This window comes from Actinomadura madurae, assembly GCF_900115095.1.
Taxonomy (GTDB): Bacteria; Actinomycetota; Actinomycetes; order Streptosporangiales; family Streptosporangiaceae; genus Spirillospora; species Spirillospora madurae.
Window position 1 is genome coordinate 420,931 of the sequence record NZ_FOVH01000005.1, and the last position, 22,324, is coordinate 443,254.

Annotated in this window: 22 protein-coding genes; 10 read left to right on the forward strand and 12 right to left on the reverse strand. The window is 71.8% G+C overall.

Translation table 11 applies throughout. The features are described from left to right. Positions 1-57: 57 nt before the first annotated feature. Positions 58-531 (forward strand): RrF2 family transcriptional regulator, encoded by a 474-nt coding sequence (locus tag BM339_RS18060; protein ID WP_075021591.1) that lies wholly within the window; start codon positions 58-60, stop codon positions 529-531. On the opposite strand, the gene BM339_RS18065 is transcribed toward BM339_RS18060, so the two are convergent. Beyond that, a complete protein-coding gene (locus BM339_RS18065) occupies positions 528-1,004 on the reverse strand; it encodes a CBS domain-containing protein (protein ID WP_021592795.1) in 477 nt (158 codons plus the stop codon). The genes BM339_RS18060 and BM339_RS18065 overlap by 4 nt on opposite strands. A gap of 141 nt (positions 1,005-1,145) precedes the next feature. Here BM339_RS18065 and BM339_RS18070 point away from each other — a divergent pair, with 141 nt between their 5' ends. Beyond that, the gene (locus BM339_RS18070; protein WP_021592794.1) at positions 1,146-2,405 is read left to right on the forward strand and encodes a cation:proton antiporter; all 1,260 of its coding nucleotides are present in this window, start codon (positions 1,146-1,148) and stop codon (positions 2,403-2,405) included. Positions 2,406-2,419: 14 nt separating this feature from the next. After that, on the forward strand, positions 2,420-3,700 hold the full coding sequence (locus BM339_RS18075) for an ArsB/NhaD family transporter (protein ID WP_075021592.1): 1,281 nt from the start codon (positions 2,420-2,422) through the stop codon (positions 3,698-3,700). A 65-nt stretch (positions 3,701-3,765) separates the two neighbouring features. On the opposite strand, the gene BM339_RS18080 is transcribed toward BM339_RS18075, so the two are convergent. Beyond that, the gene (locus BM339_RS18080; RefSeq protein ID WP_021592792.1) at positions 3,766-5,160 is read right to left on the reverse strand and encodes an alanine/glycine:cation symporter family protein; all 1,395 of its coding nucleotides are present in this window, start codon (positions 5,158-5,160) and stop codon (positions 3,766-3,768) included. 180 nt (positions 5,161-5,340) lie between these two features. Between BM339_RS18080 and BM339_RS48755 the strand changes: the two genes are divergently transcribed. Both BM339_RS48755 and BM339_RS18085 read left to right on the forward strand, forming a co-directional pair. Next, the gene (locus tag BM339_RS48755) at positions 5,341-5,535 is read left to right on the forward strand and encodes a hypothetical protein (RefSeq protein ID WP_143118487.1); all 195 of its coding nucleotides are present in this window, start codon (positions 5,341-5,343) and stop codon (positions 5,533-5,535) included. A gap of 136 nt (positions 5,536-5,671) precedes the next feature. Then, positions 5,672-6,679 carry an ATP-dependent DNA ligase gene (locus BM339_RS18085; RefSeq protein ID WP_256255388.1) on the forward strand — a complete coding sequence of 336 codons (1,008 nt, stop codon included), beginning with the start codon at positions 5,672-5,674 and terminating at the stop codon, positions 6,677-6,679. Between the two features lie 57 nt (positions 6,680-6,736). Here the strand turns inward: BM339_RS18085 and BM339_RS18090 are convergent, their stop codons facing one another. From BM339_RS18090 to BM339_RS51455, 5 genes are all read right to left on the reverse strand, one after another. Next, a complete protein-coding gene (locus BM339_RS18090) occupies positions 6,737-9,184 on the reverse strand; it encodes a hypothetical protein (RefSeq protein ID WP_075021593.1) in 2,448 nt (815 codons plus the stop codon). Between the two features lie 343 nt (positions 9,185-9,527). After that, positions 9,528-9,740 (reverse strand): hypothetical protein, encoded by a 213-nt coding sequence (locus tag BM339_RS18095; RefSeq protein WP_075021594.1) that lies wholly within the window; start codon positions 9,738-9,740, stop codon positions 9,528-9,530. A gap of 157 nt (positions 9,741-9,897) precedes the next feature. After that, positions 9,898-10,437, reverse strand: coding sequence for a TSUP family transporter (locus BM339_RS18100; protein WP_218163678.1), 540 nt, complete (start codon positions 10,435-10,437; stop codon positions 9,898-9,900). A gap of 535 nt (positions 10,438-10,972) precedes the next feature. Further along, positions 10,973-11,494, reverse strand: a complete 522-nt coding sequence (locus BM339_RS18105; protein ID WP_021599263.1) for a DUF3592 domain-containing protein — start codon at positions 11,492-11,494, stop codon at positions 10,973-10,975. Between the two features lie 164 nt (positions 11,495-11,658). Then, positions 11,659-11,784 (reverse strand): hypothetical protein, encoded by a 126-nt coding sequence (locus tag BM339_RS51455; RefSeq protein WP_021599262.1) that lies wholly within the window; start codon positions 11,782-11,784, stop codon positions 11,659-11,661. 185 nt (positions 11,785-11,969) lie between these two features. Here BM339_RS51455 and BM339_RS18110 point away from each other — a divergent pair, with 185 nt between their 5' ends. Further along, complete coding sequence (locus tag BM339_RS18110) at positions 11,970-15,155, forward strand: hypothetical protein (RefSeq protein ID WP_075021596.1); 3,186 nt, start codon at positions 11,970-11,972, stop codon at positions 15,153-15,155. 17 nt (positions 15,156-15,172) lie between these two features. Here BM339_RS18110 and BM339_RS18115 read toward each other — a convergent pair whose 3' ends face one another. Beyond that, a complete protein-coding gene (locus BM339_RS18115) occupies positions 15,173-15,604 on the reverse strand; it encodes a MarR family winged helix-turn-helix transcriptional regulator (RefSeq protein WP_021599260.1) in 432 nt (143 codons plus the stop codon). A gap of 69 nt (positions 15,605-15,673) precedes the next feature. Here BM339_RS18115 and BM339_RS18120 point away from each other — a divergent pair, with 69 nt between their 5' ends. The 3 genes from BM339_RS18120 (at position 15,674) to BM339_RS18130 (ending at position 18,472) form a co-directional block, all read left to right on the forward strand. After that, positions 15,674-17,164 (forward strand): DHA2 family efflux MFS transporter permease subunit, encoded by a 1,491-nt coding sequence (locus BM339_RS18120; protein WP_075021597.1) that lies wholly within the window; start codon positions 15,674-15,676, stop codon positions 17,162-17,164. A 20-nt stretch (positions 17,165-17,184) separates the two neighbouring features. Continuing rightward, on the forward strand, positions 17,185-17,742 hold the full coding sequence (locus BM339_RS18125; protein ID WP_021599659.1) for a YceI family protein: 558 nt from the start codon (positions 17,185-17,187) through the stop codon (positions 17,740-17,742). A gap of 160 nt (positions 17,743-17,902) precedes the next feature. Beyond that, entirely contained in the window at positions 17,903-18,472 is a 570-nt protein-coding gene (locus BM339_RS18130; RefSeq protein ID WP_075021598.1) for a carboxymuconolactone decarboxylase family protein, read from the forward strand. Positions 18,473-18,490: 18 nt separating this feature from the next. Here BM339_RS18130 and BM339_RS18135 read toward each other — a convergent pair whose 3' ends face one another. From BM339_RS18135 to BM339_RS18145, 3 genes are read right to left on the reverse strand one after another with little or no spacing between them, the layout of a single operon-like run. Further along, complete coding sequence (locus BM339_RS18135) at positions 18,491-19,081, reverse strand: thiamine pyrophosphate-dependent enzyme (protein ID WP_021599661.1); 591 nt, start codon at positions 19,079-19,081, stop codon at positions 18,491-18,493. Then, complete coding sequence (locus tag BM339_RS18140) at positions 19,081-19,614, reverse strand: thiamine pyrophosphate-binding protein (RefSeq protein ID WP_075021599.1); 534 nt, start codon at positions 19,612-19,614, stop codon at positions 19,081-19,083. Before BM339_RS18140 ends, BM339_RS18135 begins: the two co-directional genes overlap by 1 nt. 48 nt (positions 19,615-19,662) lie before the next feature. After that, complete coding sequence (locus tag BM339_RS18145) at positions 19,663-20,517, reverse strand: enoyl-CoA hydratase/isomerase family protein (RefSeq protein WP_021599663.1); 855 nt, start codon at positions 20,515-20,517, stop codon at positions 19,663-19,665. Positions 20,518-20,612: 95 nt separating this feature from the next. On the opposite strand from BM339_RS18145, the gene BM339_RS18150 reads away from it, so the two are divergent. Continuing rightward, complete coding sequence (locus BM339_RS18150) at positions 20,613-21,245, forward strand: TetR/AcrR family transcriptional regulator (RefSeq protein ID WP_075021600.1); 633 nt, start codon at positions 20,613-20,615, stop codon at positions 21,243-21,245. On the opposite strand, the gene BM339_RS18155 is transcribed toward BM339_RS18150, so the two are convergent. Next, complete coding sequence (locus tag BM339_RS18155) at positions 21,236-22,249, reverse strand: Lrp/AsnC family transcriptional regulator (protein ID WP_024934832.1); 1,014 nt, start codon at positions 22,247-22,249, stop codon at positions 21,236-21,238. The two genes, BM339_RS18150 and BM339_RS18155, sit on opposite strands and share 10 nt — an antisense overlap. Positions 22,250-22,324 lie beyond the last annotated feature (75 nt).

Genomic DNA, 22,324 nt, shown 5'->3' on the forward strand with positions numbered 1-22,324 from the left:
ACCTGAAGGCTATCATGGATAATATAGATCCACGATATCTACGATAGACTCCTGGGTGTGAAGCTGCCTGTAAGCACCGAATGGGTTCTGCACTGCGCGACCACGCTGGCCCAGCTGGAGCCGGGAGCCAGCGCGTCGACGGCGCAGCTGGCGCAGTACTACGACCTGCCGGCGCCCTATCTCGCCAAGCAGCTGAAGGCCCTCGTCAGAGCCGGTCTGCTCGCCGCGACGGCGGGCCCGCGCGGCGGGTTCCGGCTCGCGCGCCCCGCCTCCGAGATCACGCTCCTGCAGATCGTCGAGGCCGTCGACGGCGCGTCCTCGCCGTACGAGTGCCGCGAGATCCGTCAGCAGGGCCGGGGCGCGCTGCCGCCCGAGGACTGCCGGAACACCTGCGTCCTCGCCGCGAAGATGGCCGAGGCGCACCAGGCCTGGCGGGACAGCCTCTCCGGCGTCACCCTGGCCGGCGTCCTCGACACCCTCCCGCCCTCGGCACCGGCCCGCACCCGTGCGCGCCTGGCGGAGTCGACCTAGCCCGCGTCGGGCGGGACGGCCGGGAGGAGGCGGTCGAGGAGGTGGGACGCGGTGATGACGCCGATCATCGGGGCGTCGGTGCGGTCGGGCTCGCCGGAGACCGCCACCACGGGGCTGCGGGCCGCCGCCATGACGCTGGCGATCTCCATGGCGGTGGCGTCCGCGTCGACCACGGGGAGCCGCATGCGCTCCTCGGCCAGCAGATCGGCGACGTGCTTGCCGGCGAGCCGGCCGCAGAGCTGGTCGGCGTGCCGCTCGTCGTAGACGCGGGCGAGGGTGGGGTCGTCCCGGACGTGTTGCGGGATGGTGTACCGCAGCAGCTGGGAGCCCGGAATGACGGCGACCGGGCGGTTTTCGGCGTCGACGACGAGAAGGCCGGGGAGGCGGTGTCCGGCCAGCAGCCGGGCCGCGTCCAGCGCACTGCTTTCGGGCGTCACGGTGGGGTACTCGACGGCGAGGTCTCGGGCGCGCACACCTGCAACGTATCCGACACCGGCGCTCCGACCGCGGGGGGCGGGCGTAGCGGATGTCCCCGGATCCCGTTAGGGTCTGTCCCTGGTGAGCCGGGAAGTCTGGTCGGCATGTGGTATCCGCCTTCCTGAAGGAACCCCGGCATGACGAGCCTCCTGCTGTGCTTCGCCGCCATGTTGCTGCTGGCGGTGCTGGTGTCCAGCCTCGCGCACCGCACCGTGCTGTCCACGGCGGCGCTGTTCCTGGTCGGCGGCTTCCTGCTGGGTGACGGCGTCACGGACGTGATCTCGCTCCAGCCCGGGGACGAGCTGGTGGGCGGGCTGGCGGAGCTGGCGCTGTTCGCGGTGCTGTTCACCGACGGTATGCACGCCGGCTGGCAGGACCTGCGCAGCGCGTGGCGCCTGCCGGGTCGTGCCCTTGGCTGGGGGCTGCCGCTGACGTTGCTGGTCACGGCGGTTCTCGCGCGGTACGTGGTGGGGCTGGGCTGGGTGGAGTCGCTGCTGATAGCGGCGATCCTCACCCCCACCGACCCGGTGTTCGCCGCCGCGCTGGTCGGCAACGACAAGGTGCCGCCCCGGCTGCGCCATCTCCTCAATGTGGAGTCGGGCGTCAACGACGGGCTCGTCCTGCCGTTCGTCGTGCTGTTCCTCGCCATCGCCCAGGGTGAAGAAGACCTGCACCTGGGCGAGCTGGGCGTCGAGCTGGCCGGCGGGGTGGCCATCGGCGTGGTGATCCCGTGGGCCGCGATCATGTTGGAGCGGACCCGCTGGTTCGCGATCGCCCCCAAGTACGAACCGCTGAACGCGGTCGCGATCGGGCTGCTGGTGCTGGCGACGGCGCAGGCCACCCACGGCAACCTGTTCCTGGCCGCCTTCGCCGCCGGGGTCACCGTCGCGACGATGGGACGCGGCCACCGGGAGGCGTTCGAGGAGTTCGGCGAGCTGGTCGCCGAGCTGCTCAAGCTCGCCGCGCTGCTGGTGTTCGGCGCGCTGCTGTCGCCCGCGTTCCTCGGTGACGTCGGCTGGACGGGCTGGGTCTTCGCGGTCCTGGCCCTGGTGGTCGCGCGCCCGGTGGCGATCTGGGTGTCGTTCCTGGGTTCCCGGTTGACCATGCGGGAACAGGTGGCCGTGATGTGGTTCGGCCCCAAGGGGTTCGCCTCCGTCGTATACGGGCTGCTCGTCCTTGAGGCGGGGATCGCCGCCGGCGAGGAGATCTTCCACCTCGTCGGCGTGACGATCATGCTGTCGATCCTGGCCCACTCCTCCACCGACATCGTCGTCGCCCGCGGCTTCGACGACGAGCGGGAGGTGCCGGCCTGGTTCGGCAGGGCCCGCACCCTGGTCCGGCGGCCGGCCCGGACCGCACCGCCGGACGACACAGCCGACCCGAAGCACCCGGAATGATCAGGAGCTGACCTTTGGCCGCTGCCGCCGCCATCGCCATATTCGCCGCCGCCTACGTCCTGATCGCCACGGAGAAGATCCACCGCACCGCGGTCGCGCTCGGCGGCGCCGGGCTGATGCTGCTGTTCCACATCACCGACGCGGAGAAGGCGTTCTTCTCCACCGAGTCGGGCGTGGACTGGAACGTCATCTTCCTGCTGCTCGGGATGATGGTGATCGTCTCGGTGCTCCGGCAGACCGGCGTGTTCGAGTACGTGGCGATCTGGGCGGCCAAGCGCGCTCGCGGCAGGCCCTACCGGCTGATGGTGATGCTGACGGTCATCACCGCGGTCGCCTCGGCGCTGCTGGACAACGTCACCACCGTGCTGCTCATCGCCCCCGTCACCTTCCTGGTGTGCGAGCGGCTCGCGCTGAACGTCGTCCCGTACCTGATCGCCGAGGTGATGGCGTCGAACATCGGCGGCACCGCCACTCTGGTCGGCGACCCGCCCAACATCATCATCGCCAGCCGCGCCGGCCTGTCCTTCAACGACTTCCTGGTCCACCTCGCCCCGCTGGTCGTGGTGCTCATGGTGGTGTTCTGCCTGCTGTGCCGCTGGCTGTTCCGGGGGGCGTTCGTCTACGACCCCAAGCGCGCCGCCGACGTCATGACCCTGCAGGAGAAGGAGGCGATCACCGACCGGCGGCTGCTGTGGCAGAGCCTGATCATCCTCGGGCTCGTGGTCGCCGCGTTCGTGCTCCACCCCGTGCTGCACTACGAACCGTCCGTCGTCGCCCTGCTGGGCGCGGGCATCCTGGTGGCCGCGACCAAGGTCACCACCGAGCAGGCGCTGGAAGAGGTCGAATGGCCCACCCTCGTCTTCTTCGCGGGCCTGTTCGTCATGGTCGGCGGGCTGGTGGAGACCGGGGTCATCGGCGACGTCTCCCGCGCCGCCGCGGACGCCACCGAGGGCCGTCTCGGGTTCGCGACGATGCTGCTGCTGTGGGCCTCGGCGGGGCTCTCGGCGATCGTGGACAACATCCCCTACGTCGCCACGATGAGCCCGATCGTCGCCGACCTCGTCCAGCAGCAGCCCAGCGGTGACGGCGACGTGCTGTGGTGGGCCCTCGCCCTCGGCGCCGACCTGGGCGGCAACGCCACCGCCATCGGCGCCAGCGCCAACGTCGTCGTCCTCGGCATCGCCGCCCGCAACGGGACGCCGATCAGCTTCTGGCACTTCACCAAGTACGGCCTGATCGTCACCGTCATCACGGTGGCTCTCGCGACCCCGTACCTCTGGCTCCGCTACCTCTGACCGCGGCGCGGCGGCCCACCGCCCGGTGGGCCGCCGCGCACATCATGATGGGACGACGCCGGCGCTCAGGCCTTGCCGGCGTCGGCGGGCTCCTCTTCCTTCGGACGTTCCTGGAAGTAGGCGCGGGTCTCCCGCCAGACCAGCGGGCTCAGGATCAGCAGGCCGACGAGGTTGGGAAGCGCCATCAGCCCGTTCATCACGTCCGAGAACGTCCACACCGCGGTCAGCGTCGAGACCGAGCCGATGTAGACCGCCACGATGAACACCAGCCGGTACGGCAGGACGGCACGCCGCCCGAACAGGTACTCCATGCAGCGCTCGCCGTAGTAGGACCAGCCCAGCAGCGTGGAGAAGGCGAAGAACAGCACGCCGAGGGTGACGATGACGCTGCCCCAGTCGCCGGGGAGCCCCTCGTCGAAGGCGCGTGCGGTGAAGGTGGCGGCCTCGTCCTCGCCACCGATCTTCCAGGAGTCGGTCACGATGATCGTCAGGGCGGTGAAGCTCACCACGACCAGGGTGTCGATGAAGGTCTGCGTCATCGACACCAGCGCCTGCCGCACCGGGTGGGTCGTCTTGGCGGCGGCCGCGGCGATGCCGCCGGTGCCGAGCCCGGACTCGTTGGAGAAGATCCCCCGCGCCACGCCGTAGCGGATGGCGGCGGCCACCCCGGCGCCCACGAACCCGCCGGTCGCCGACGTCCCCGAGAAGGCGTCGGTGAAGATGAGCCCGATCGCCCCGGGCAGTTCCTCGATCTTGAACGCCAGGACCGCGGCGGCGCCCACGATGTAGAAGACGATCATGATCGGGACGAAGGCGCTGGTGATCCGGCCGATGCTCTTGATGCCGCCCAGGATGACCGCGCCGGCCAGCACCGTCACGATCAGGCCGGTCGCCCACGGCGCCAGCCCCCACTCGTCCTCGACGTTCTCGGCGACGGTGTTGGCCTGCACCATGTTCCCGATCCCGAAGGCCGCGATGGCGCCGGCGATCGCGAAGAACCCGCCCAGGAACCAGCCGAGACGGCCCTGGATGCCCTCCCGCAGGTAGTGCATGGGGCCGCCGCTCTGCTCCCCGGCGGCGTCGGTGCGCCGGAACCGCACGCCGAGGAAGGCCTCGCTGTACTTGGTCGCCATGCCGACCAGGCCCGTGAACCACATCCAGAACACGGCGCCGGGCCCGCCGAGCGCGATGGCGGTCGCCACACCCGCGATGTTGCCGACGCCCACGGTGGCGGCCAGCGCCGTCGTCAGCGCCTGGTAATGCGCGATGTCGCCGTCGACATCGTCGTCTTCCTTGCGCTTGAAGAACGCCAGCCAGAAGGCCAGGCGGAAATGCCGGAACTGCAGGCCGCGCAGAAGGATGGTGAGGTACAGGCCGGTCAGCAGCAGTAGCGGGATCAGCAGCCACGGACCCCAGACGAAACTGCTGACATCCGCCAAAAAGTTCTCGAGCGACTCCATGGGACCACCACAGGGCGAGGGGCTGAAGGAACTCCCCGGACCGTAACGCGAGACGGCGCCCGTGTGAAGATCCACATTCGCGGATCATTCGCCCTATATCGGGGCAAATCGGCCATGTTTACTTCGGCTGCCAGGCGGTAGCGATGGGACCGGCCCTGTCGATGCCGCAGGAGATGTCTCATGCCACACCCTGAACAGCCGTACGACCGCACGCTGGACGATCGACACCCCGTGCCTGGATGTGCGCGCCACGCCCCCCTCGCGGTCGAGCACCTGGTGCCTCGCGACTGCCCCTATGGCTCGTTCACCGCGTCCACCCCGGTTCGTGGCGCCGATGTCATCGTCCTGCGATACCTGGCCCCGACGACCTTCTGACACCGCACCGCTCCGGGTGGCTCAGCGCGAAGCAATGACCTGGTCATCGCCGGCTCAAGGATGGTGCCGGGCCGCTGTGGGGGTGAGGCGGCAGGGTAGCCGTAGGCCATGAGCCGGCTTCGGGGACGTTGACGCCGTGCACATCCGTGCGTCCGTCGCCCCGATGCTGGCGACCGCCGTCGACCGCGTCCCCGAGGAACGGGCGTGTCCGGGTGGTTGCCGCTACGAACCCAAGTGGGACGGGTTCCGTACGCTGGCGATCGTGGACGAGGACGGCGGCGTGCATCTGTGGTCGCGCCGCCGCAAACGGTTGAACGGCGCCTTTCCCGATGTGGTGACGGCGGTCTTCGAGGCCGTCCCGCCCGGCACCGTCGTCGACGGCGAGATCGTCCGGTGGGGAGGCGACGGGCGCCTGGATTTCGGTGCGCTGCAGCGCCGCCACGCGGCCGGCCGCCGGCGCGCCGACCTGGCGGTCGCCGAGCCGTGCCACTACGTGGTGTTCGACGTCCTGGAGACCGGTGGGGTGGACCACCGTCCCCGGCCCCTGTCACGGCGGCGGGCGGTACTGGAGGAGTTGCTGGCCGAGCTCCCTGGGACGTCCCGGGTCGTGCTCTGCCCGCAACTGCGCGACGTCGGCGAGGCGCGGTTGTGGTTCGAGGTGCTGACCGCCCAAGGGATCGAGGGCCTGGTGGTCAAGGCCGCGGACGGTGTGTACCGGGAGGGCAGGCGCGGGTGGTGGAAGGTGAAGCACCGCCTCACCACCGAGGCGATCATCGGCGGCGTCACCGGGACGGTGACCGCCCCGCAGACCCTGGTCCTCGGCCGGTACGAACCGGACGGCCGGCTGCGCGTGGTCGCCCGGTCCACCCCGCTGCCGCCCGCCGCCCGAGCGGACCTGGGCGGCGTCCTGACGGCGGCGGGCCAGGACCATCCCTGGCCCGCCGAGCTGCCCCCGGGCTGGGCGGGCGGCCTGCCCGGCGCCGAGCGGCCGGCCGCCTACACGCGCGTCGTCCCGGACGTCGTGGTGGAGATCAGCGTGGACGCGGCCGTCGAGCACCGCCGGTGGCGCCACGCGGTCCGGTACGTCCGGGTCAGGTCGGACGTACCGCCCGATGACGTCCCGGGCGGTACAGACATCGAGTGAGCCGTCCTACGGCGAGTCATGCCCGGCCACCCACATCGCACCAGGGGTCCGCGCGCACTAGATCCGCCCGTCGCCCTGCGGGGCGATGACGAGGGTGACGCCCGCGGCGGCCGCACCCGCGGCGTACTCGCCGACGGCGAGCCGCATCAGACCGTTGTGGTTGCCGTATTCCTCGCTGCCGACCACGACCGACGCGGCGCCGGGCATGCGGTAGGTGAGCTTGGAGGTGCCGTGCTCGCCCTGCTGCCAGACACGCACCGCGTCCCCCTGGACCTGGATCGTGCCGGGAGTGCGTCCGTCGTGGGAGAGCACCGGTGCCACGCGCCGCACCGGCCCGTCGTAGCCGCGGAGGATCGTGGTGACCCGGGTTTCCCGCGGGGTGACCGCGAAGCGCTCCTCGACCATCGTGACGCCGCCGCCGAAATCACCCTCGTACCGGACGGTGAACCTGACGTCGTCGCCGCGCAGCCGGGTCGGGCGTACGACGGCGTCCCGCGTCAGGTCCGGTTCGAGCTCGCCGAAGTGGCGCCACTGGCCGGGGCCGACCTCCCACGCCACGCCCATCCCGGTCGTCGGCGGCCTGGGGCCGTCCGGTATCCGGTAGCTCGGCGCGGCCAGCAGCGAGTCGCTCGACCCGAGCTGCGGTGAGTGGCCCGCGAAGTGCGCGCGGATGAACCCCGTCGCGTCGTAGTGGTGGTCGCCGGCGGTGTCGATCTCCACGTAGCCGCCACCGGCGTTCGCGAAGACCTTGTGCAGCGGCTCGATGTGCAGGACGTAGCCACCGGTGTCCGCGGGGGCGGGCCGTTCGCTGACGCGCTCGGTCGTGGCCGCGTGTTCGTACGCGATGGCCAGCATCGACATCGGCAGCAGGTTGTACTGCGAGTGGCCCGAATAGGACTCGTATCCGAAGCTCTGCGCCGGGTCCATCCAGTTCTTGACGATCTGCATTTCGCCGCTCGGACGCACCCAGCGGAACATGGAGCGCAGCGCGAGGTGCGCGCCCCGCTTGAAGTAGGCGGCCAGTTCCCTGTCGCCTGCGGCCAGCGCGCGTGCCGCGAAGACCTCGTAGGTCACGCACTGCTCCGCCTCATTCCACTGGTGGTGCGCGGACCTGCCACCGGCGGGCAGCTCGCCGTTCGGCGACTGCATGAAGAGGCTGGTGATGGCCGCACGGCGGAGGGCCTCGGTCAGCTCGGCCCGGTACGGGCCGGTGTACCCCCGCGCGATGAGATCTCCGAGCCAGAGGCGCGGGAAGTGGTCATAGGGCATCGGGCCTTCCAGATAGAGCCCGTAGGAGGTGTCGAAGTGCCTGCCCTGCGCGGCGAAGCTCACCTCGGGGTAGCGGTCGGACGCCGCCCGCAGGCCCATCCTCTGGAACAGCGCCTCACCGCTGGCGGCGACGATGTTCCAGTTGTTGGCACCGATGCCCGAACGGTAGGTGGCGAACGGGTCGAATCGGCCGATGTCGTTCTTCCAGGCCGCGGAGCGCGCCGTGGGGACATGCGGTTCCAGCAGCCGGATCGCATGGGCGAGCATCGGCGCGAAGAAGTCCTCGTGGCCGTCCGCGGCTGTGCGCTCGGCGAGTTCCCGGGCCGACCAGTCCAGCGCGAGCGCGGCCTGTTTCAGGAGGTCCTTCCGTCCGGCGTACACGACCAGGGCCGCGGCGGCGTGGGCGAAGGCGGGCGTGCTGTACTGGAACTCACGGTTCCGGTAGGGATCGATGATCGCGCCGTCGGCGTCCTGCCCGGCCTTCCAGAAGTCCACCTCGCTCGCGATCAGCCGCAGATAGTCGCCCCGCCCGAGGCCGGTGGGCCGGACCCGGCCGCCCGCCGACCGCGACCGGTGGCCGTCGAGCAGCGGCGCCGTCGGATCCGGTGTGGTCAGGATCGGCCCCCAGGTGCTGGTGACCGGGGCATCGGTGAAGGTGACCCGGACCGGCTCGGGAGCTGCCGCAGGCTCGATGACCAGCGCGTTGACGACCCAGTTGTCCGCGGGCGAGTCCACGGTGACGTCGACCCCCGTGCCGCCCTCCGGGACGACGAGCGTCGCAGTCAGCTCGGCGAACTGCGCGTAGCTCGGATGCAGCACCGGCAGCGGCTCGCCGCCGTCCACCCCCGGCACCCGCAGCCGGGTGAAGTGGTCGGCGAACGTCAGGTCGCCGGACAGGACGCGCAGGCGGTAGCGGCCCGGCGCCAGACTCCCGATCCGGAACACATGGGCCGCTTTGCCGAACACGAAGTCGCGCTGCGGAGCATCACCGCCCCGGTCACGGATGCTGAGCCCGTCCGCCGAGACCCAGCCGTATCCCCGCGCCTCGGTGTAGGCCTCCGTCCCGACCCGCACGTAGCCCGGCGCCGGCTCCGGCGTCGCGCCGCCGAAGTCCAGACGGAGAGTCCCGGCCTCCAGCCCTTGCGCCGCCCATGCGGGAGCCGCCCATCCGGGCATCGTGCCCGCCAGTGCCGCCCCCAGCGTCCCCGCGAGAAACGCGCGCCGTCCTGTCTCCATGCCCTCGCTCCTTTACGAAGATCAGCGGTCAGTGGTGCAGGTCATCGGGCCCGGCCCCTGATCGGACCGGACGCCGAAACGGACAACCGTCGAAGCGGCCAGACGTCAAGGCAGCCAGCCCCCGGAAGCCCCGGCCCCGCGAGGCGCCGGGCCGCGCGGCGTCGGCGCCGGGGCCGGGGCGGGCGGCCTCCCGAGCGCGACGCCGAGCCGCCGCGCTGCCACGGGCTGCCGCGCAGGCGCCGCCGCCTCAGACGTGAAAGCGCTTTCTCGATGGCATGGCGAACAGCCGGGAACCGCACAGCGGATGCGGCCGATGCGTCTGGACTGCCGCATAGGCGCCCGTTTAGGCATGCGTGGCAACCGTGTCGGAAGGGAGACCGCCTTGATCCGGGCCTCGGGTCTCCGGGACGAGGTCGGGCGGCGTGACCCCGGGACCGGGATCGGCATCTTGGCGGGTGACGCCGCTCTGGCCGTCCGGGAACCTGCCGAGCCCCGTCGGCCCGGCGGCCGTTCCGTGGACGGCGAGCAGGCGCCGGCGGCTGGCAGAGCCCTTCATCGACCCTCCTCAGAAAGCGCTTTCTGGAGCGTAAATTGCCCCACCGGCACCGTCAACCCCTCAAATCGACGCCGCTCGAAGCCCCCAACACTCGTTGAGCTCGCACTTCTGGGAAGGGGCGGTGATACACATCGGCGGGTCCCTCGGCTCGGTGCCGTCAACGGCTGGGCGTGAGCGAGAGGACCGCGTACGTGCCCGCGCCCACCAGCGAAGTGAGGAAAGTGGATGCGAGCGCGGCCGGAGCGACACGGGCGATGGGCATACCGCGGCCCACCAGGATGGGGCCGAGGATGGAGCCGCCGCCGATCCCGTATATGCCTCCGACGGTGCCGACCGCCAGCGCGAACACGGTGATGAAGCGTGTGGACGGCTGACCGGTTTGGTGCTTGGGCGGACGCACGGCGCGGACGCACAGCCACAGGCCCAACGGCAGCAGGAGCAGGGCGACCAGAACGCGGAAGACCGTGGGGCCAGGGACCACGAACACTCTGATGGACGCTCCGAGCATCACGCCGGGCAGCGTCCCGGCAATCAGCAGCCGGGTCAGCGGGCCCGCGAGATCCCCCTGGCGGTGATGGCGGGCCAGGGCGGCCGGACCGGCGACCACGTTGAACAGCAGGTTGGTCGGCGTGACGGCGGGGCTCGGAACCCCCAGCACGCTGAGCTGCGCCGGAAGCAGGAATACCGCTCCCGACACCCCGACGGGGCGGTGACCACGGCGATCAGCGCGCCGATGGTGAAGCCGACCAGTTCCGCCTGCACCGCCATGCCCTCAGCCAAGCAGATGCCCGCAGTCGTCCACTCCGCGCCCTGGTCGTTGGCGCTGATCAGGTGTCGCAGGGTGCGGCGGTGGTCGGTCGCGACGCCATAGACACCGTCGAGCTCGGCACCCATGCACGACCGGCCTCCCGGACGCGGGTGACGGCCGCCGCACTAGCACCCTGCCGCCCCAGTCACCCGGCACCCACCGTGAGCAGACCGGGTCATGTGCCAGGGCGGAATCGGATGTGGTGGACGCCCCGATGTGCTGAACAACGGCCTGCCGGTCCGCCGGGGGACGAAGGATCGAGCTGTTCCGCCAGCGTGCCGGGGTGCGTGCATGATGACCGGGGTCGGCTCGGCAGGGCCGTAGCACGGCCATTTCTGCGGGCACGATGCACGCGGTGGTGGGCAACCTGTCCGTTGGTACCGCGTCGGCCGCTCGGCGACGGTGGCGATCGGGCGGTCAGGGGCTACTCGTTGACCCCTTGCATCAGGTAGAAGGCCTGCGCGGCGACGAGATAGGCCAGCACCATGAGGCACAGGATGAGTTTCAGCAGGGGCCATAGGGGATGGCGGATTCTCGTTTCGCCGGTGACTTCCGAGTTGGACGGGTTGCCGGGGTCATAGCTCACCGGAACGGACGAGCCGACGATCCATTGGCGGCTGCTCGGGGTACGGCCGGCGAACGTCACGGGAGTACCGTCCTGGGTCTCGAAACGCACCACCGGCCGGAAGACGGCGCCACCGGCGTTCGAGCTCACGGCGATGGCGGAGTCCAAGGCCATCACGCTGGTGTGGCCCTGGAGCCATTCCGCCTGGTTGTCGACCACGATCCCGTGTGCGGCCTGCGCCGTCCGGCGGAAGCTCCGTAACCGGCTCCGGTCGCGTACACGCCGGGTGGCGCGCAAGGCGTACCTCGCCGAAAGTGACAGGAACACCAGCTCGCCGACGGCGACGCCGATGTTCGCCCACACGAATTCGTTGCTGTCCAACGTCGAAACCCTTTGCTGGCAGGACAACGCTCTGGGAATAGCCGTTGGGCGTGATTGTCAGCCTGCCGCGGGACGGGTGCCTATTACCCATATGGGTGCCCCTGCCTTGGTGGCGTGGGAGGTGGGAGCGGGCGCATCGGTCGGGGGATGCGCCCGCTCTCCGCTCAAGGGGTGAGGAATCGGTCGATGAGCCAGGTGGTCACGGCTCTGACGGCGCCGGCGGCGGCGCCGCGCACTGCGGCGGCGGCCAGCAGGAGCCGTTCGGTGCGGGTGAGTTCGATGCGGGTCATCGCGGTCTCCCTGTCTGGGCGGATCGGGCGTGCCGGCCGGCGGTTTCAGGTTGCATCCGCCCGGCGGCCCGGTTCCGAGTCGCGACGGCGACGCGGCGCGTCGGGACGTCGGGCCTTTTCAGGCACGTGATCGGGAGGAGGCGCGATGATGGGTTGCGATGAGTGGCGATCAGAGGAGCGGGCCGGTGCGCCGGCCGCGGCCGATCCCGCGGCCGCAGGTGGCGCCCGGGCCGCTGCGGGATCTCAAGGATCTGCTGTACGAGCTCTATCTCCAGGCGGGGGCACCGTCGCTGGACGAGATCACCGCGTTGATCGCCGCCGATGACGACCTGGCCGGAGCGCCGGGCCGCGACACCGTGCGCCGGATCGTGGGCGAACCCGTGCCGCCGCCCGCGCAGGCCGATGTGGTGGCGGTCGCGACGGTGCTGGCCCGGTCCGGCGGATGGGCCGCGGAGGACGCCGTCCAGCGGGTCCGAGAGCTGTGGGTGAAGTCCCGGATGGACGTGCCCGCCGGCACGCCGGTCGGCGAGCTGACCGATCCCTTCGCGCTGGAGGTGCACCGGCCGATCGTGATCGAGTCCGCCGCCGGAGCGCCGGAACTCCCCGCCCTTCCCCCGTACCTGGCCCGCGAGCACGACCGGCGGCTCGCGGAGATCACGGCCCGGGCGGTGGACGGGCGGAGCGCGATCGTGTCGCTGGTGGGCGGGTCGTCGACCGGCAAGACCCGGGCGTGCTGGGAGGCCGTCCAGGGGCTGCCGGCCGGATGGCGGTTGTGGCACCCGATCTTCCCGGACCGGGCGGCGGCCTTCCTGTCCGAGCTGGAGCGGGTCAGGCCGCGCACCGTGGTGTGGCTGAACGACGCGCAGCACTACCTGCGGACGGCCCAGCCCGCGGTGGGCGAGCAGGTCGCGGCCGGCCTGCGGGATCTGCTGCGCGCTCCGGGGAGGGGGCCGGTGCTGGTGCTGGCCACCCTGTGGCCCGAACACTGGGACCTGCTCACCGTGCCCACCTCCGCCGACCCGTACGCGCAGGCCAGAGCGTTGCTGGCGGGGAGCCTCGTCCGGGTGCCCGAGTCGTTCGGCGGGACGCGGCCGGCGGAGCTCGCCGAGGCGGCGCAGCGGGACCCGCGGCTTGCGCAGGCCGTCAAGGAAGCCCGGGACGGGCACATCGCCCAATACCTGGCGGGAGTCCCCGCCCTGCTGGAGCGCCACCAGGCCGCGCCCCCGCCGGCGCGCGCGTTGATCGACGCGGCGATCGACGCCCGCCGGCTGGGGCACGGCCCCGCCCTGCCGCACGCGCTGCTGGAAGTGGCGGCACCGGGGTACCTGACCGACCAGGAATGGGCGCAGACGCGGGACGACTGGTTCGAGGAGGCGCTGGCCTACACCGCCCAGCCATGCAGGGGCGCACTCGGCCCGCTGACTCGGTCCAAGCCCCGGCCCGCTCCCGTCCCCCGCGGCGCGGACGCTGCTCCGCGCGCGCGGACGGAGGCGCCGCGGTACCGGCTGGCCGACTACCTGGAGCAGGCGGGACGCAGGGAACGTGCCGATGCGCTCCCGCCCCGGTCACTGTGGGAGGCCCTGGCCGCCTCCGCGGACGTCGACGACCTCGCCGTGATCGCGGACCAGGCCGATGCCCGTGGGCTGTACCGGGACGCGGCCCAGATGCGCAAATACGCCGTGGCGGCCGGCCATTCGGCCGCGGCCCTCCGGCTCGTCTCCAGGGCCCGCACCATCGACCCCCGGCTGGCCGGGCACGCCGCGGAATGGGTCGCCGCGCGCCAGTCCCTCGGTGACCCGCGCGACGTCGCCCGGCTGGTGCGAGCGCTGTGGAAAGCCGGTGCCGGCCAGAGCGTCGGCCTGCTCGCCGATCGGGCCGCCGCGCACATGCCCGTCGACGATCCGCAGGGCATCGGTGAGCTGCTGCTGGAATTGTGGAAGGCGGGCGCGGAGCAGGCGATCTCCACGCTGGCCGGACGCGCCGCCGCCCACGCGCCGCTCGATCAGGTGGGAGGCGTCGCGCACCTGCTGAAGGAACTGCGTCGGGTGAACGCCGAACAGGCCGTCACCGACCTGGCCGGACGCGCGGCGGCGCACGCGCCCGTCGACGAGCCGGGTGCCGTCGCCGCACTGCTGCGGAACGTGCACGAGGCCGGCTGCGGGCAGGCGGTGGCCACGCTGCTTTCCCGCGATCCCGCGGAGCGGGTCGCGCTCGATGACACGAGCGGGGTCGCCCGCCTGCTGAAGGCCCTGCGGCAGGTCGACGCCGGGCAGGGCGTCACCGTGCTGGCCGGACGCATCGCCGACCGTGCCCCCCTCGACAACGCGTACCGCCTCGCCGACCTGCTCAAGGGGATGCAGAAGGCGGGCGCCGAGCAGGCCCTCACCCTGCTGGCCGACCGCGCCGCCGCCCACGCGCCGCTCAGCAACGTGTTGGAGACGGCCCACCTGTTGCATGCGCTGCACGAGGTCGGCTCAGGAACGGCGGTGACCGCGCTGGCCGGACACGTCGCCGGTGGCGCTCCGCTCGACCGTCCGGGCGACGTGGCCAACCTGCTGCGAGCGCTGTGGAAGGTGGGCGCGGGCGATGCCGTGACCGCACTGGCCGGACGCGCCGCCGCCGATGTTCCGCTCGGTCATCCAGGCGAGATCGCTCGGCTGCTCCGGGCGCTGCATGACGCGAACGCCGAGGAGAGCGCCGCGGTCCTGACCCGTCGGGCCTGTGACCACGTCACCCTCGGTTCCCCTGGCGATGTCGCCCGGTTGATACGCGCACTGCGGGAACTCCCGGGGGACGATGGGGCGATCGACTCGCTGCTGGCCCGCGCCCCCGCCGACCAGGTCGCTCTCACGGATCCCGGAGGCGTCGCCTACCTGCTGGAGGAGCTACGGGCCGTGGACGCCGCTCCAACGATCGCTTCGCTACTGGCCCGTAAGCCCGCCGTCCAGGTCGCTCTCGACGTCCCGGGCGATATCGCCCGCCTCGTGCGAGCGCTCAAGGCTGCGGGCGCGGTGGAGGCCGCCGCGCGGCTGGCCGACCGCGCCGCCCAGGTGCCTCTCGACGAACCGGCCGGCATCGCGCGCCTGATACGCGCACTCGGGGAGGGCGGCACCGCGCATGCCGCCGCGGCCTTGGCCGAGCGCGCCGCCCTCATCCCCCTCGACAGGCCCCATCACGCTGACGCCCTGTCGCAGGCCCTGCAGAAGCTCGGTGCCGAGCATGCCGTCGCCACGCTGGCCGAGCGGGCGGCCACCGCGGGCGCGTTCACGATCTTTCTGGACGCCGCCCCCGGCCGAGCCGAACGGTTCAGGTTCGGCCGCGCCCATGACGGCACCCCCGAACCCGCATGGCAGTGGCATGACCTGCTCTGACCTCTGAACGGCCCGCGTCACCCCGCGGGCGGCCGGTCGCCGGCGATCGCTGTGACGCAGCGCTGGAGCAGGTCGGCGAGCTGCCTGCGTTGATGATCGTCGAGGCCGGCGACCATGCGGTCCTCGATGCCCCGGGCGACGACGTCGGCCTTGTCGAGGAGCGTGCGTCCGGCTTCGGTGAGCGCGGCGCCGAGGATGCGGCCGTGTCCGGGACGGGGACTCAGTTCGAGCAGGTCGCGGCGGCCGAGCTCGGCGACGATCTTGTGCATCGTCTGCGGGGTGACGTGCGTGCGCCGCGCCAGCTCGGCCGACGAGATGCCGGGCGTGGCCGCGATGAGGTGCAGCACCGTGCTCTGCACCGGCGTGAGGTCCAGATCGGTCAGGGCGTCCCGTAGCTCCACCCGGACCAGGTGCTGGAGCTGCATGAACGGCGGAAGCGGACGGCTCATGGTTGACATCTTATCAGCTTGGCTGATACCACTTATATCAGCCAAGCTGATAACAGAGGAGATCCGCGGATGCGCACCCCTGCACACACACCGAGCCCGATCGGCGACCGCCGCCGATGGTGGGCCCTGGCCGTCATCGCGCTGGGCCAGCTCATGGTGGTCTTCGACGTCACGATCGTGAACGTCGCCCTGCCCACGATCGGACGGGACCTCGGCGTCTCCGAGTCCGGCCGCTCCTGGGTGATCAGCGCCTACACCCTGGCCTTCGCCGGGCTGCTGTTGGCGGGCGGCAAGATCGCCGACAATCTGGGCGCCCGGAAGGCCTTCCTCATCGCGCTCGCCGGCTTCGCCGCCGCGTCCGCCGCGGGCGGCGCCGCGACCGGCCTCGCGACGCTGCTGGCCGCCCGCGCCGGCCAGGGCGCGTTCGCCGCCCTGCTCGCGCCCGCGGCGATGTCGATGGTCGCCGCCACGTTCCCCGGCCCCCGCGAACGCGGTCGTGCATTCGCCGTGTTCGGCGTCGTGATGGGCGGTGGCGCGGGGGTCGGGCTGGTCCTGGGCGGCGTGCTGACCGAGCACCTGAGCTGGCATTGGACGCTCTACATCAACGTCCCGTTGGCCCTGTTCGCAGGGCTGGCAGCCGTCCTCGTGCTGCCCGCGAGCCCCGCGCACCGGGCGCGGGTGGACATGGTGGGCGCCGTTCTGGCCACCGCCGGGCTGGTGGCACTGATCTACGGGTCCAGCACCGCCATCGCCCATGGCTGGGCGGCACCGGTCACGCTCAGCGCGCTCGGCGCCGGGATCGTTCTGCTGACCGCCTTCGCCACTGTCCAGACGCGCGTCCGGCACCCGCTGCTGCCGCCGCGGATCGTGACCGACCGCAACCGGGGCGGCGCCTACCTGGCCTTCGTCCTGGTCATGATCGGCATGTCCGGGATGTTCCTGCTGGTGTCCTACTACCTGCAGACCATCGCCGGGTACACCGCCGTCCGCGCCGGCGCGGCCTTCCTGCCGTTCGCCGCGACCACCCTGCTCGCCTCCACCGCCGCCGGGCGCGTGATGACCCGCCTGCGGACGGGCACGCTGCTGGCCATAGGCCTGCTGCTGGCCGCCGCGGGCCTGGCGTGGCTGACCCGCCTCGACGTCGGCACCGGCTACGCCTCCGGGGTCCTGCCCGCGCTGCTGCTCATCGGCGCCGGGGTCGGCGCCCTGTCCCCGGTCGCCGCCAACCTCGCCACCCTGGACGTCCCCGCCCACCAGGCCGGCATCGCCGGCGCCGCCTTCAACGTCTCCGAACAGGTCGGCGCGTCGGCCGGGGTGGCCGTCCTCAACACCATCGCGGTCACCGGCACCGCCGCCCACCCCGCGGCCTCGCTCGCCGCCGGCACCGTCCACGGCTACACGGTCGCCGCCGCCGGCGCGGCCGCCCTCCTGGCGGTCGGAGCGGTCGCCGTCATGGCCCTGGTCAACGCCCGACTCGGGACCGACGCGGCCGACACCACCCCGCCCACGGAAATGGACGCCGGGCAACGCACGCCCGTCCTCGCTTCGAGCACCCGCTGAATCCCCGAAAGGAACGTGTCATGACCGCCACCGCTCCTCAGATTCCCGGCTACATCCCCGGTACCTGGCAGATCGACCCGATCCACTCCGACGCCACGTTCTCCGTCCGCCACCTGGTCACCAAGGTCCGCGGCAGGTTCCGCACCCTCGACGGGGAGATCAACGCGGCCGAGAACGTGCTCGACTCCTCCGTCCGCGTCACCATCGCCGCCGACTCGATCGACACCAACAACGAGATGCGCGACGACCATCTGCGTTCCGCCGACTTCCTGGAGACCGGCACCTACCCGACCCTGACCTTCGCCTCCACCCGCATCCGGCCCCACGGCGACGCCTTCCTGGTCGACGGCGACCTCACGATCAAGGACGTCACCCGGCAGATCACCGCCGACGTCGAGATCGGCGGCTTCACGCCCGGCCACGACGGGGTCCCCAGGGCGGGCTGCACCGCGACCTTCGAGATCGACCGCAACGACTACAACGTCAACTTCAGCAAGGTCCTCGAAACCGGTGGCGTCATGGTCGGTGACCGCGTCTCCGTCCAACTCGAAATCCTGGCCGTCCTCCAGCAGGACTAGACGAGCGGCGCGGTGAGGGCGGTGACCCGCTGGCGCCCAGGGACGAAGCATCCGTGCATTCCGGGCCCCTATTCGATGGGAATCACGCAGCCTGCCGGTCATTCGCCCGCCTCGTTGCAGACTGAACGCCGCTCCGAGACCCCGTCCGAAGGAGGAATCCGTGCGCATGCCCCCGGTCGAGCCCAGCGTCCTGACGGGAGAGCAACGGCAGCTCGACGAACACGTGCGGAAGATGATGAGCGGGCTGCACATGCCGTTCACCTCGACGGACGAGAACGGCGCGCTGATCGGACCGTTTCCCGTGATGCTGCGTTTCCCCGGTCTTGCCCGCCCCCTACTGGAGTGGTTCACGAGCGTCACGAGCGGCGGCGTGCTTCCGGCGCGTGTGCGGGAGGTCGCCATCCTCACCACCGGATCCAGGTACGGCGCGGCGTACGAGCTCTACTCCCACAGCAGGGTCGCGGCGGCGGTCGGGCTGCCGAGCGGCGTCATCGCGGGTCTGGCCGCCGGGCGGCGGCCCTCCGAGCTGACGTCCGAGGAGGCCGTCGCGCATGATGTGGCCGCCCGGCTCCACTCCGGCGCGCCGCTGCCCGAAGCCCTGTACCGCGCCGCGGTCGACTGCTTCGGGGAGACCGGCACCGCGGAACTCGTCTTCCTGATCGCTCAGTACGCCAGCGTCGCGATGGTGCTCAACGCCTACGACGTGCCTGTACCGGCGGACGCCGGCTGACGAGCGCACGGGTGATCGTCAGCCCGGCGTCTCCCCCGCGGAGTGGTTCTCCCGCAGCCAGCGGGAGAACCGGTGCGTGATCGAGACGGGGTCGATGAGGAGCTTGGCGATGCCCTGCGCGTTGCCCACCTCGATGCGGCCGTGCAGGAAGGCCGGGCCCGTCACCGCGAGCAGGTCCTCGAAGGCGTCTTTCAACCCGTCGGCCGTGTCGACCGTGCGGGTCGTCCACCCGGACGCCTCGGCCAGCCGAGCGAGGTCGATCGTGGACGAGTAGGTCGGCAGGGCGCCGGTCGACCCGTACACGCCGTTGTCGAGCAGGACGAGCAGGAGGTTGTCCGGGGCGAGGTACCCGCCCGTGGGGAGGACGTTCGGGTTCATGAGCAGCGAGCCGTCGCCCTCGATGGCGACGACCTTGGGAAAGGCGGAGTCGAGGCTGAGCGCGAGGCCCGTGGCCACCGAGCCGGCGAGGCCCATGGAGTCGAGCAGGTAGAGGTGGTTGTCACCGTCCTTGACCGAGGCGAGCTCGCGGCTCGTCGCCGCGCAGGTGACGACGACGGGATGCCGGTCCGTCAGCTCCGCGAGGACGCGGAGCGCTTCGATCCGCTTCATCACGCGACCTTTCCGTCGGTGTTCCAGAACGACCCCAGGACGACGACGGGCCGGTAGGTCATGACGGCGTGGACACCGGCCTCCTGGACCGTGTCGCGCCAGTCGCCCGCGCCGCTGCGCCGGTCGAGCTCGATGACGGGCAGCCCGACGGTCCGCAGGACCGCGGGCGTGGGCTGGCTGATGGAGTGGATCATCGAGTTGTACTCGCCGAGGCCCCCGCGCGTGTTCGCGAAGACCAGGAGCGGGAGGTGGTAGGAGAGCGCGAACGTCGTCAGGGCCGTGAGGGCGTTGCCGAAGCCGTTGTCCTGCATCACCACGGCGCCGAGGCGGCCGGTGAAGGCGACCGCCCCCATCACGCCGACGGCCTCTTCCTCCCGCGACAGCGGGGTGACCCGCGGGGAGACCCCGTCCGCGCCGCCGCCGCGTGCGACCAGCGCCGCGATGACGGGCGCCACCGTCACGGAGGGGATGTACCCGACCCGCACGGCTCCGGCCGCCCAGATGCCGTCGGCGACGGCCTCTGCGTAGGTCATGTGCGTGCGACTCCTTTCACAAGGGCGCGGCGGTCCGTCTTCGGACCGTCAGAACAGTTTGCGGGCCTCGGAGTCGTTGAACAGATCCGGGTCGGGGACGACCCTCTTGCTCGCCAGGGTGGCGAGCATCTGGTGCGGCATGTGGAAGCCGAGGTCCTCGGCCACGGCCTTCTTCAGCGGCCGGGACAGGATGTTGTGCGCGGCCCAGCGCGCGAAGCGCGGACGCCGCATGATGAACCGCGCGATCTCCCAGGCGCGGTCGAGCAGCCGCTCGCGCGGGAGGACGTCGCTCACGATGCCCCATTCGAGCGCCTTGTCGGCGGGGATCGGTTTGGCGCAGTAGATGTGGTAGGCGGCGCGCTTAGGCCCCATGAGCGCCTGGAGCGCCAGCGCCTGGCCGTCGCCGGGCGCGGTGCCGAGCCAGAAGTGCGGGTCCATGAAGTCGGCGTCGGGCGCGGCGAGGGTGATGTCGGAGAGGGTCGCGAACTCGGTGTGCACGCCGGGGCCGTTGACGGCGGCGATCGTCGGGATGTCGATGTTGGCGACGAAGCTCTCGACGACCTTCCAGCCGTCGTAGACGCGCTGGTAGTAGAGGTCGGGGTCCAGGTCGGAGGCCGGCGCGGGGTTGTGGCCCTTGGGGTCGCCGGTCATCCACCGGTCGCCGGTGCCCGTGATGATCAGGACCTGGTTCTCCTGGTCGTTGCCGATCTCCTGCCAGACGCGCGGCCAGACGTTGTGCGCGGCGTGCGTGTGCACGTACGGCCCGCCGCCGGTGTGCAGGCGGACCTCGATGATGCCGTCCTCGCGCCGCATCTCGAAGAAGTCGGCGTACTTCCTGGAGTACTCCTCGAACGGGGAGGGGGGAAGGTGCCCCTCCCAGCGCTCGGCGAGATCGACTGCCATCGGACCTCCATGTCGTGATCGGTCGGCTCGGGCGTCCCGGGCCCGCCCAGTAAAGCACACTAGCCAGTGTGCTTTTCGGTGGCTACGCTACCGGCATGCCCAGAGCCATCGCCGAGGTCCAGACGCCGGGACGGCGCCGGCGGTCCGAGGCGAAGCGCGCCGCGATCCTCGACGCGGCCGAGGACCGCTTCCTCGCGGACGGGTACGAGCGGGCGAGCATGGACGTGATCGCGGCCCGGGCCGGGGTCTCCAAGCGCACCGTGTACGACCACTTCGGCGAGAAGAGCGCCGTCTACCTCCGCGTGGTCGAGCGCGTCCACGCGTCCCTGGTCCGCACCGTCGGCGCCGCGATCGAGGAGGAGCTGCGGCCCGGACGCGACCTGCGGGAGGGCCTGTCGGCCTTCGCGCGGCGCATCGTCACCGGCACCTTCCCCTCGTCGGACTACGTGACGTTCCGCAGGCTCGCGTCCGAGCGCGCCGCCCCGCGGCTCGCGCTGTCCACCGGCGACCGCCCCGAGCGGATGCTCGCCGCCCGGTTCGCCGAGCTCGCCGCCGGCGGCGGGCTGCGCGCCGACGAGCCGGAGCTCGCGGCGCGCCACTTCACCGCGCTCACGGTCGAGCTCGCCCTGCACGCGCTCGACGCCGGCGCCGAGACCGGGGCCGACGAGACCGAGATCCTCCGCCTCGTGGACCGCGGGGTCGACGCGTTCCTACGCGCCTACGGCTGAGGGTCGTCCGGCAGCAGCGGCACGATCCCGACGGCCCGGCCGTCGGCGTCGAGCACGTGCCCGATCAGCTTCGTCATCTGCAGGACGACCGAGCGGTCCTGGACGCGCAGCTCCGGCAGTTCACGGCTCATGCGCCACTCCAGATCGTGCACCTCGGCGACGGACCGCAGCCACGCGTCGACCACGACGTTGAACGGCCCCGCCACGAAGCTCGCCGCCCGCACGCCCGGGAGGGTGCGGACGCGCCGCTCGGCCGAGCGCAGGTCCTGCACGTCGAGGGAACCGAAGTACATCGCCCAGACCGACCGGCCGGACAGCTCGTGCGACACGTCGCAGCGCAGGGTCACCAGTCCGCCGTTGCGCATGCGCGCCAGCCGGCGCCGCACGGCGAGCGCGCCGACGCCGGCGTGCTCCGCGATGCGCTCCAGCGGCATCCGCCCGTCCGCGTGCAGCGCGGCGAGGATCAGGCGGTCGGTCCCGTCCAGCACGCCGGCCCTCGCGGCGCCGGCCGCCGGCGGCGGGTCGAGCCGCCGCCGCTGCTCGGGGTCGAGGGTGCCGTCCCGCCACCGGCTGACCTCCAGGGTCGAGCGGGTGAGGAGGTGGCTGCGGACGCGGGCGATGCCCGGGACGCGCGGCACCAGGCCGAGCAGGTAGTCCGACAGCGCCTGGAGGCTCGCCGTCTGCACGAGCACCACCACGTCGCGGGGGCCGCTGGTCACCTTGATCGACGCCGCCTCCCGGTCCGGGACGAGGTCGCGCGCCACGGCGACCGCCCTGCCGGGCTCGCAGTCGAGCTCGACGAGGGCGCACACGGGCATCGCTCCGCCCGACGGATGCGCCGTGACCCAGGCGGCGCCCGACGACTCCATGCGCGCCCACCGCCGGCTCACGGTCGACGGGTTGACGCCGAGCGCCGAGCCGAGATCGCGCCAGCTGGCGCGCGGTGCGGTGCGCACCGCGTCGACGATCGCCAGGTCGAGCTCGTCGAAGCCGGTGGCGGCCACGAGGTGTCCTTTCCTGCGCGGGAGGTACCCCCGCGAGAGATTTCATGCAATGTGCGGCCACGTTCCATCGGCAAC

Excerpts from the sequence above, each read along its gene's own strand:
- BM339_RS18070 (WP_021592794.1), top strand. The coding sequence starts at position 1,146 with ATGACGAGCCTCCTGCTGTGCTTCGCCGCCATGTTGCTGCTGGCGGTG.
- BM339_RS18080 (WP_021592792.1), bottom strand. The coding sequence starts at position 5,160 with ATGGAGTCGCTCGAGAACTTTTTGGCGGATGTCAGCAGTTTCGTCTGG.
- BM339_RS48755 (WP_143118487.1), top strand. The coding sequence starts at position 5,341 with ATGCCACACCCTGAACAGCCGTACGACCGCACGCTGGACGATCGACAC.
- BM339_RS18090 (WP_075021593.1), bottom strand. The coding sequence starts at position 9,184 with ATGGAGACAGGACGGCGCGCGTTTCTCGCGGGGACGCTGGGGGCGGCA.
- BM339_RS18095 (WP_075021594.1), bottom strand. The coding sequence starts at position 9,740 with ATGAAGGGCTCTGCCAGCCGCCGGCGCCTGCTCGCCGTCCACGGAACG.
- BM339_RS51455 (WP_021599262.1), bottom strand. The coding sequence starts at position 11,784 with ATGACCCGCATCGAACTCACCCGCACCGAACGGCTCCTGCTGGCCGCC.
- BM339_RS18115 (WP_021599260.1), bottom strand. The coding sequence starts at position 15,604 with ATGAGCCGTCCGCTTCCGCCGTTCATGCAGCTCCAGCACCTGGTCCGG.
- BM339_RS18120 (WP_075021597.1), top strand. The coding sequence starts at position 15,674 with ATGCGCACCCCTGCACACACACCGAGCCCGATCGGCGACCGCCGCCGA.
- BM339_RS18125 (WP_021599659.1), top strand. The coding sequence starts at position 17,185 with ATGACCGCCACCGCTCCTCAGATTCCCGGCTACATCCCCGGTACCTGG.
- BM339_RS18135 (WP_021599661.1), bottom strand. The coding sequence starts at position 19,081 with ATGAAGCGGATCGAAGCGCTCCGCGTCCTCGCGGAGCTGACGGACCGG.
- BM339_RS18140 (WP_075021599.1), bottom strand. The coding sequence starts at position 19,614 with ATGACCTACGCAGAGGCCGTCGCCGACGGCATCTGGGCGGCCGGAGCC.
- BM339_RS18145 (WP_021599663.1), bottom strand. The coding sequence starts at position 20,517 with ATGGCAGTCGATCTCGCCGAGCGCTGGGAGGGGCACCTTCCCCCCTCC.
- BM339_RS18150 (WP_075021600.1), top strand. The coding sequence starts at position 20,613 with ATGCCCAGAGCCATCGCCGAGGTCCAGACGCCGGGACGGCGCCGGCGG.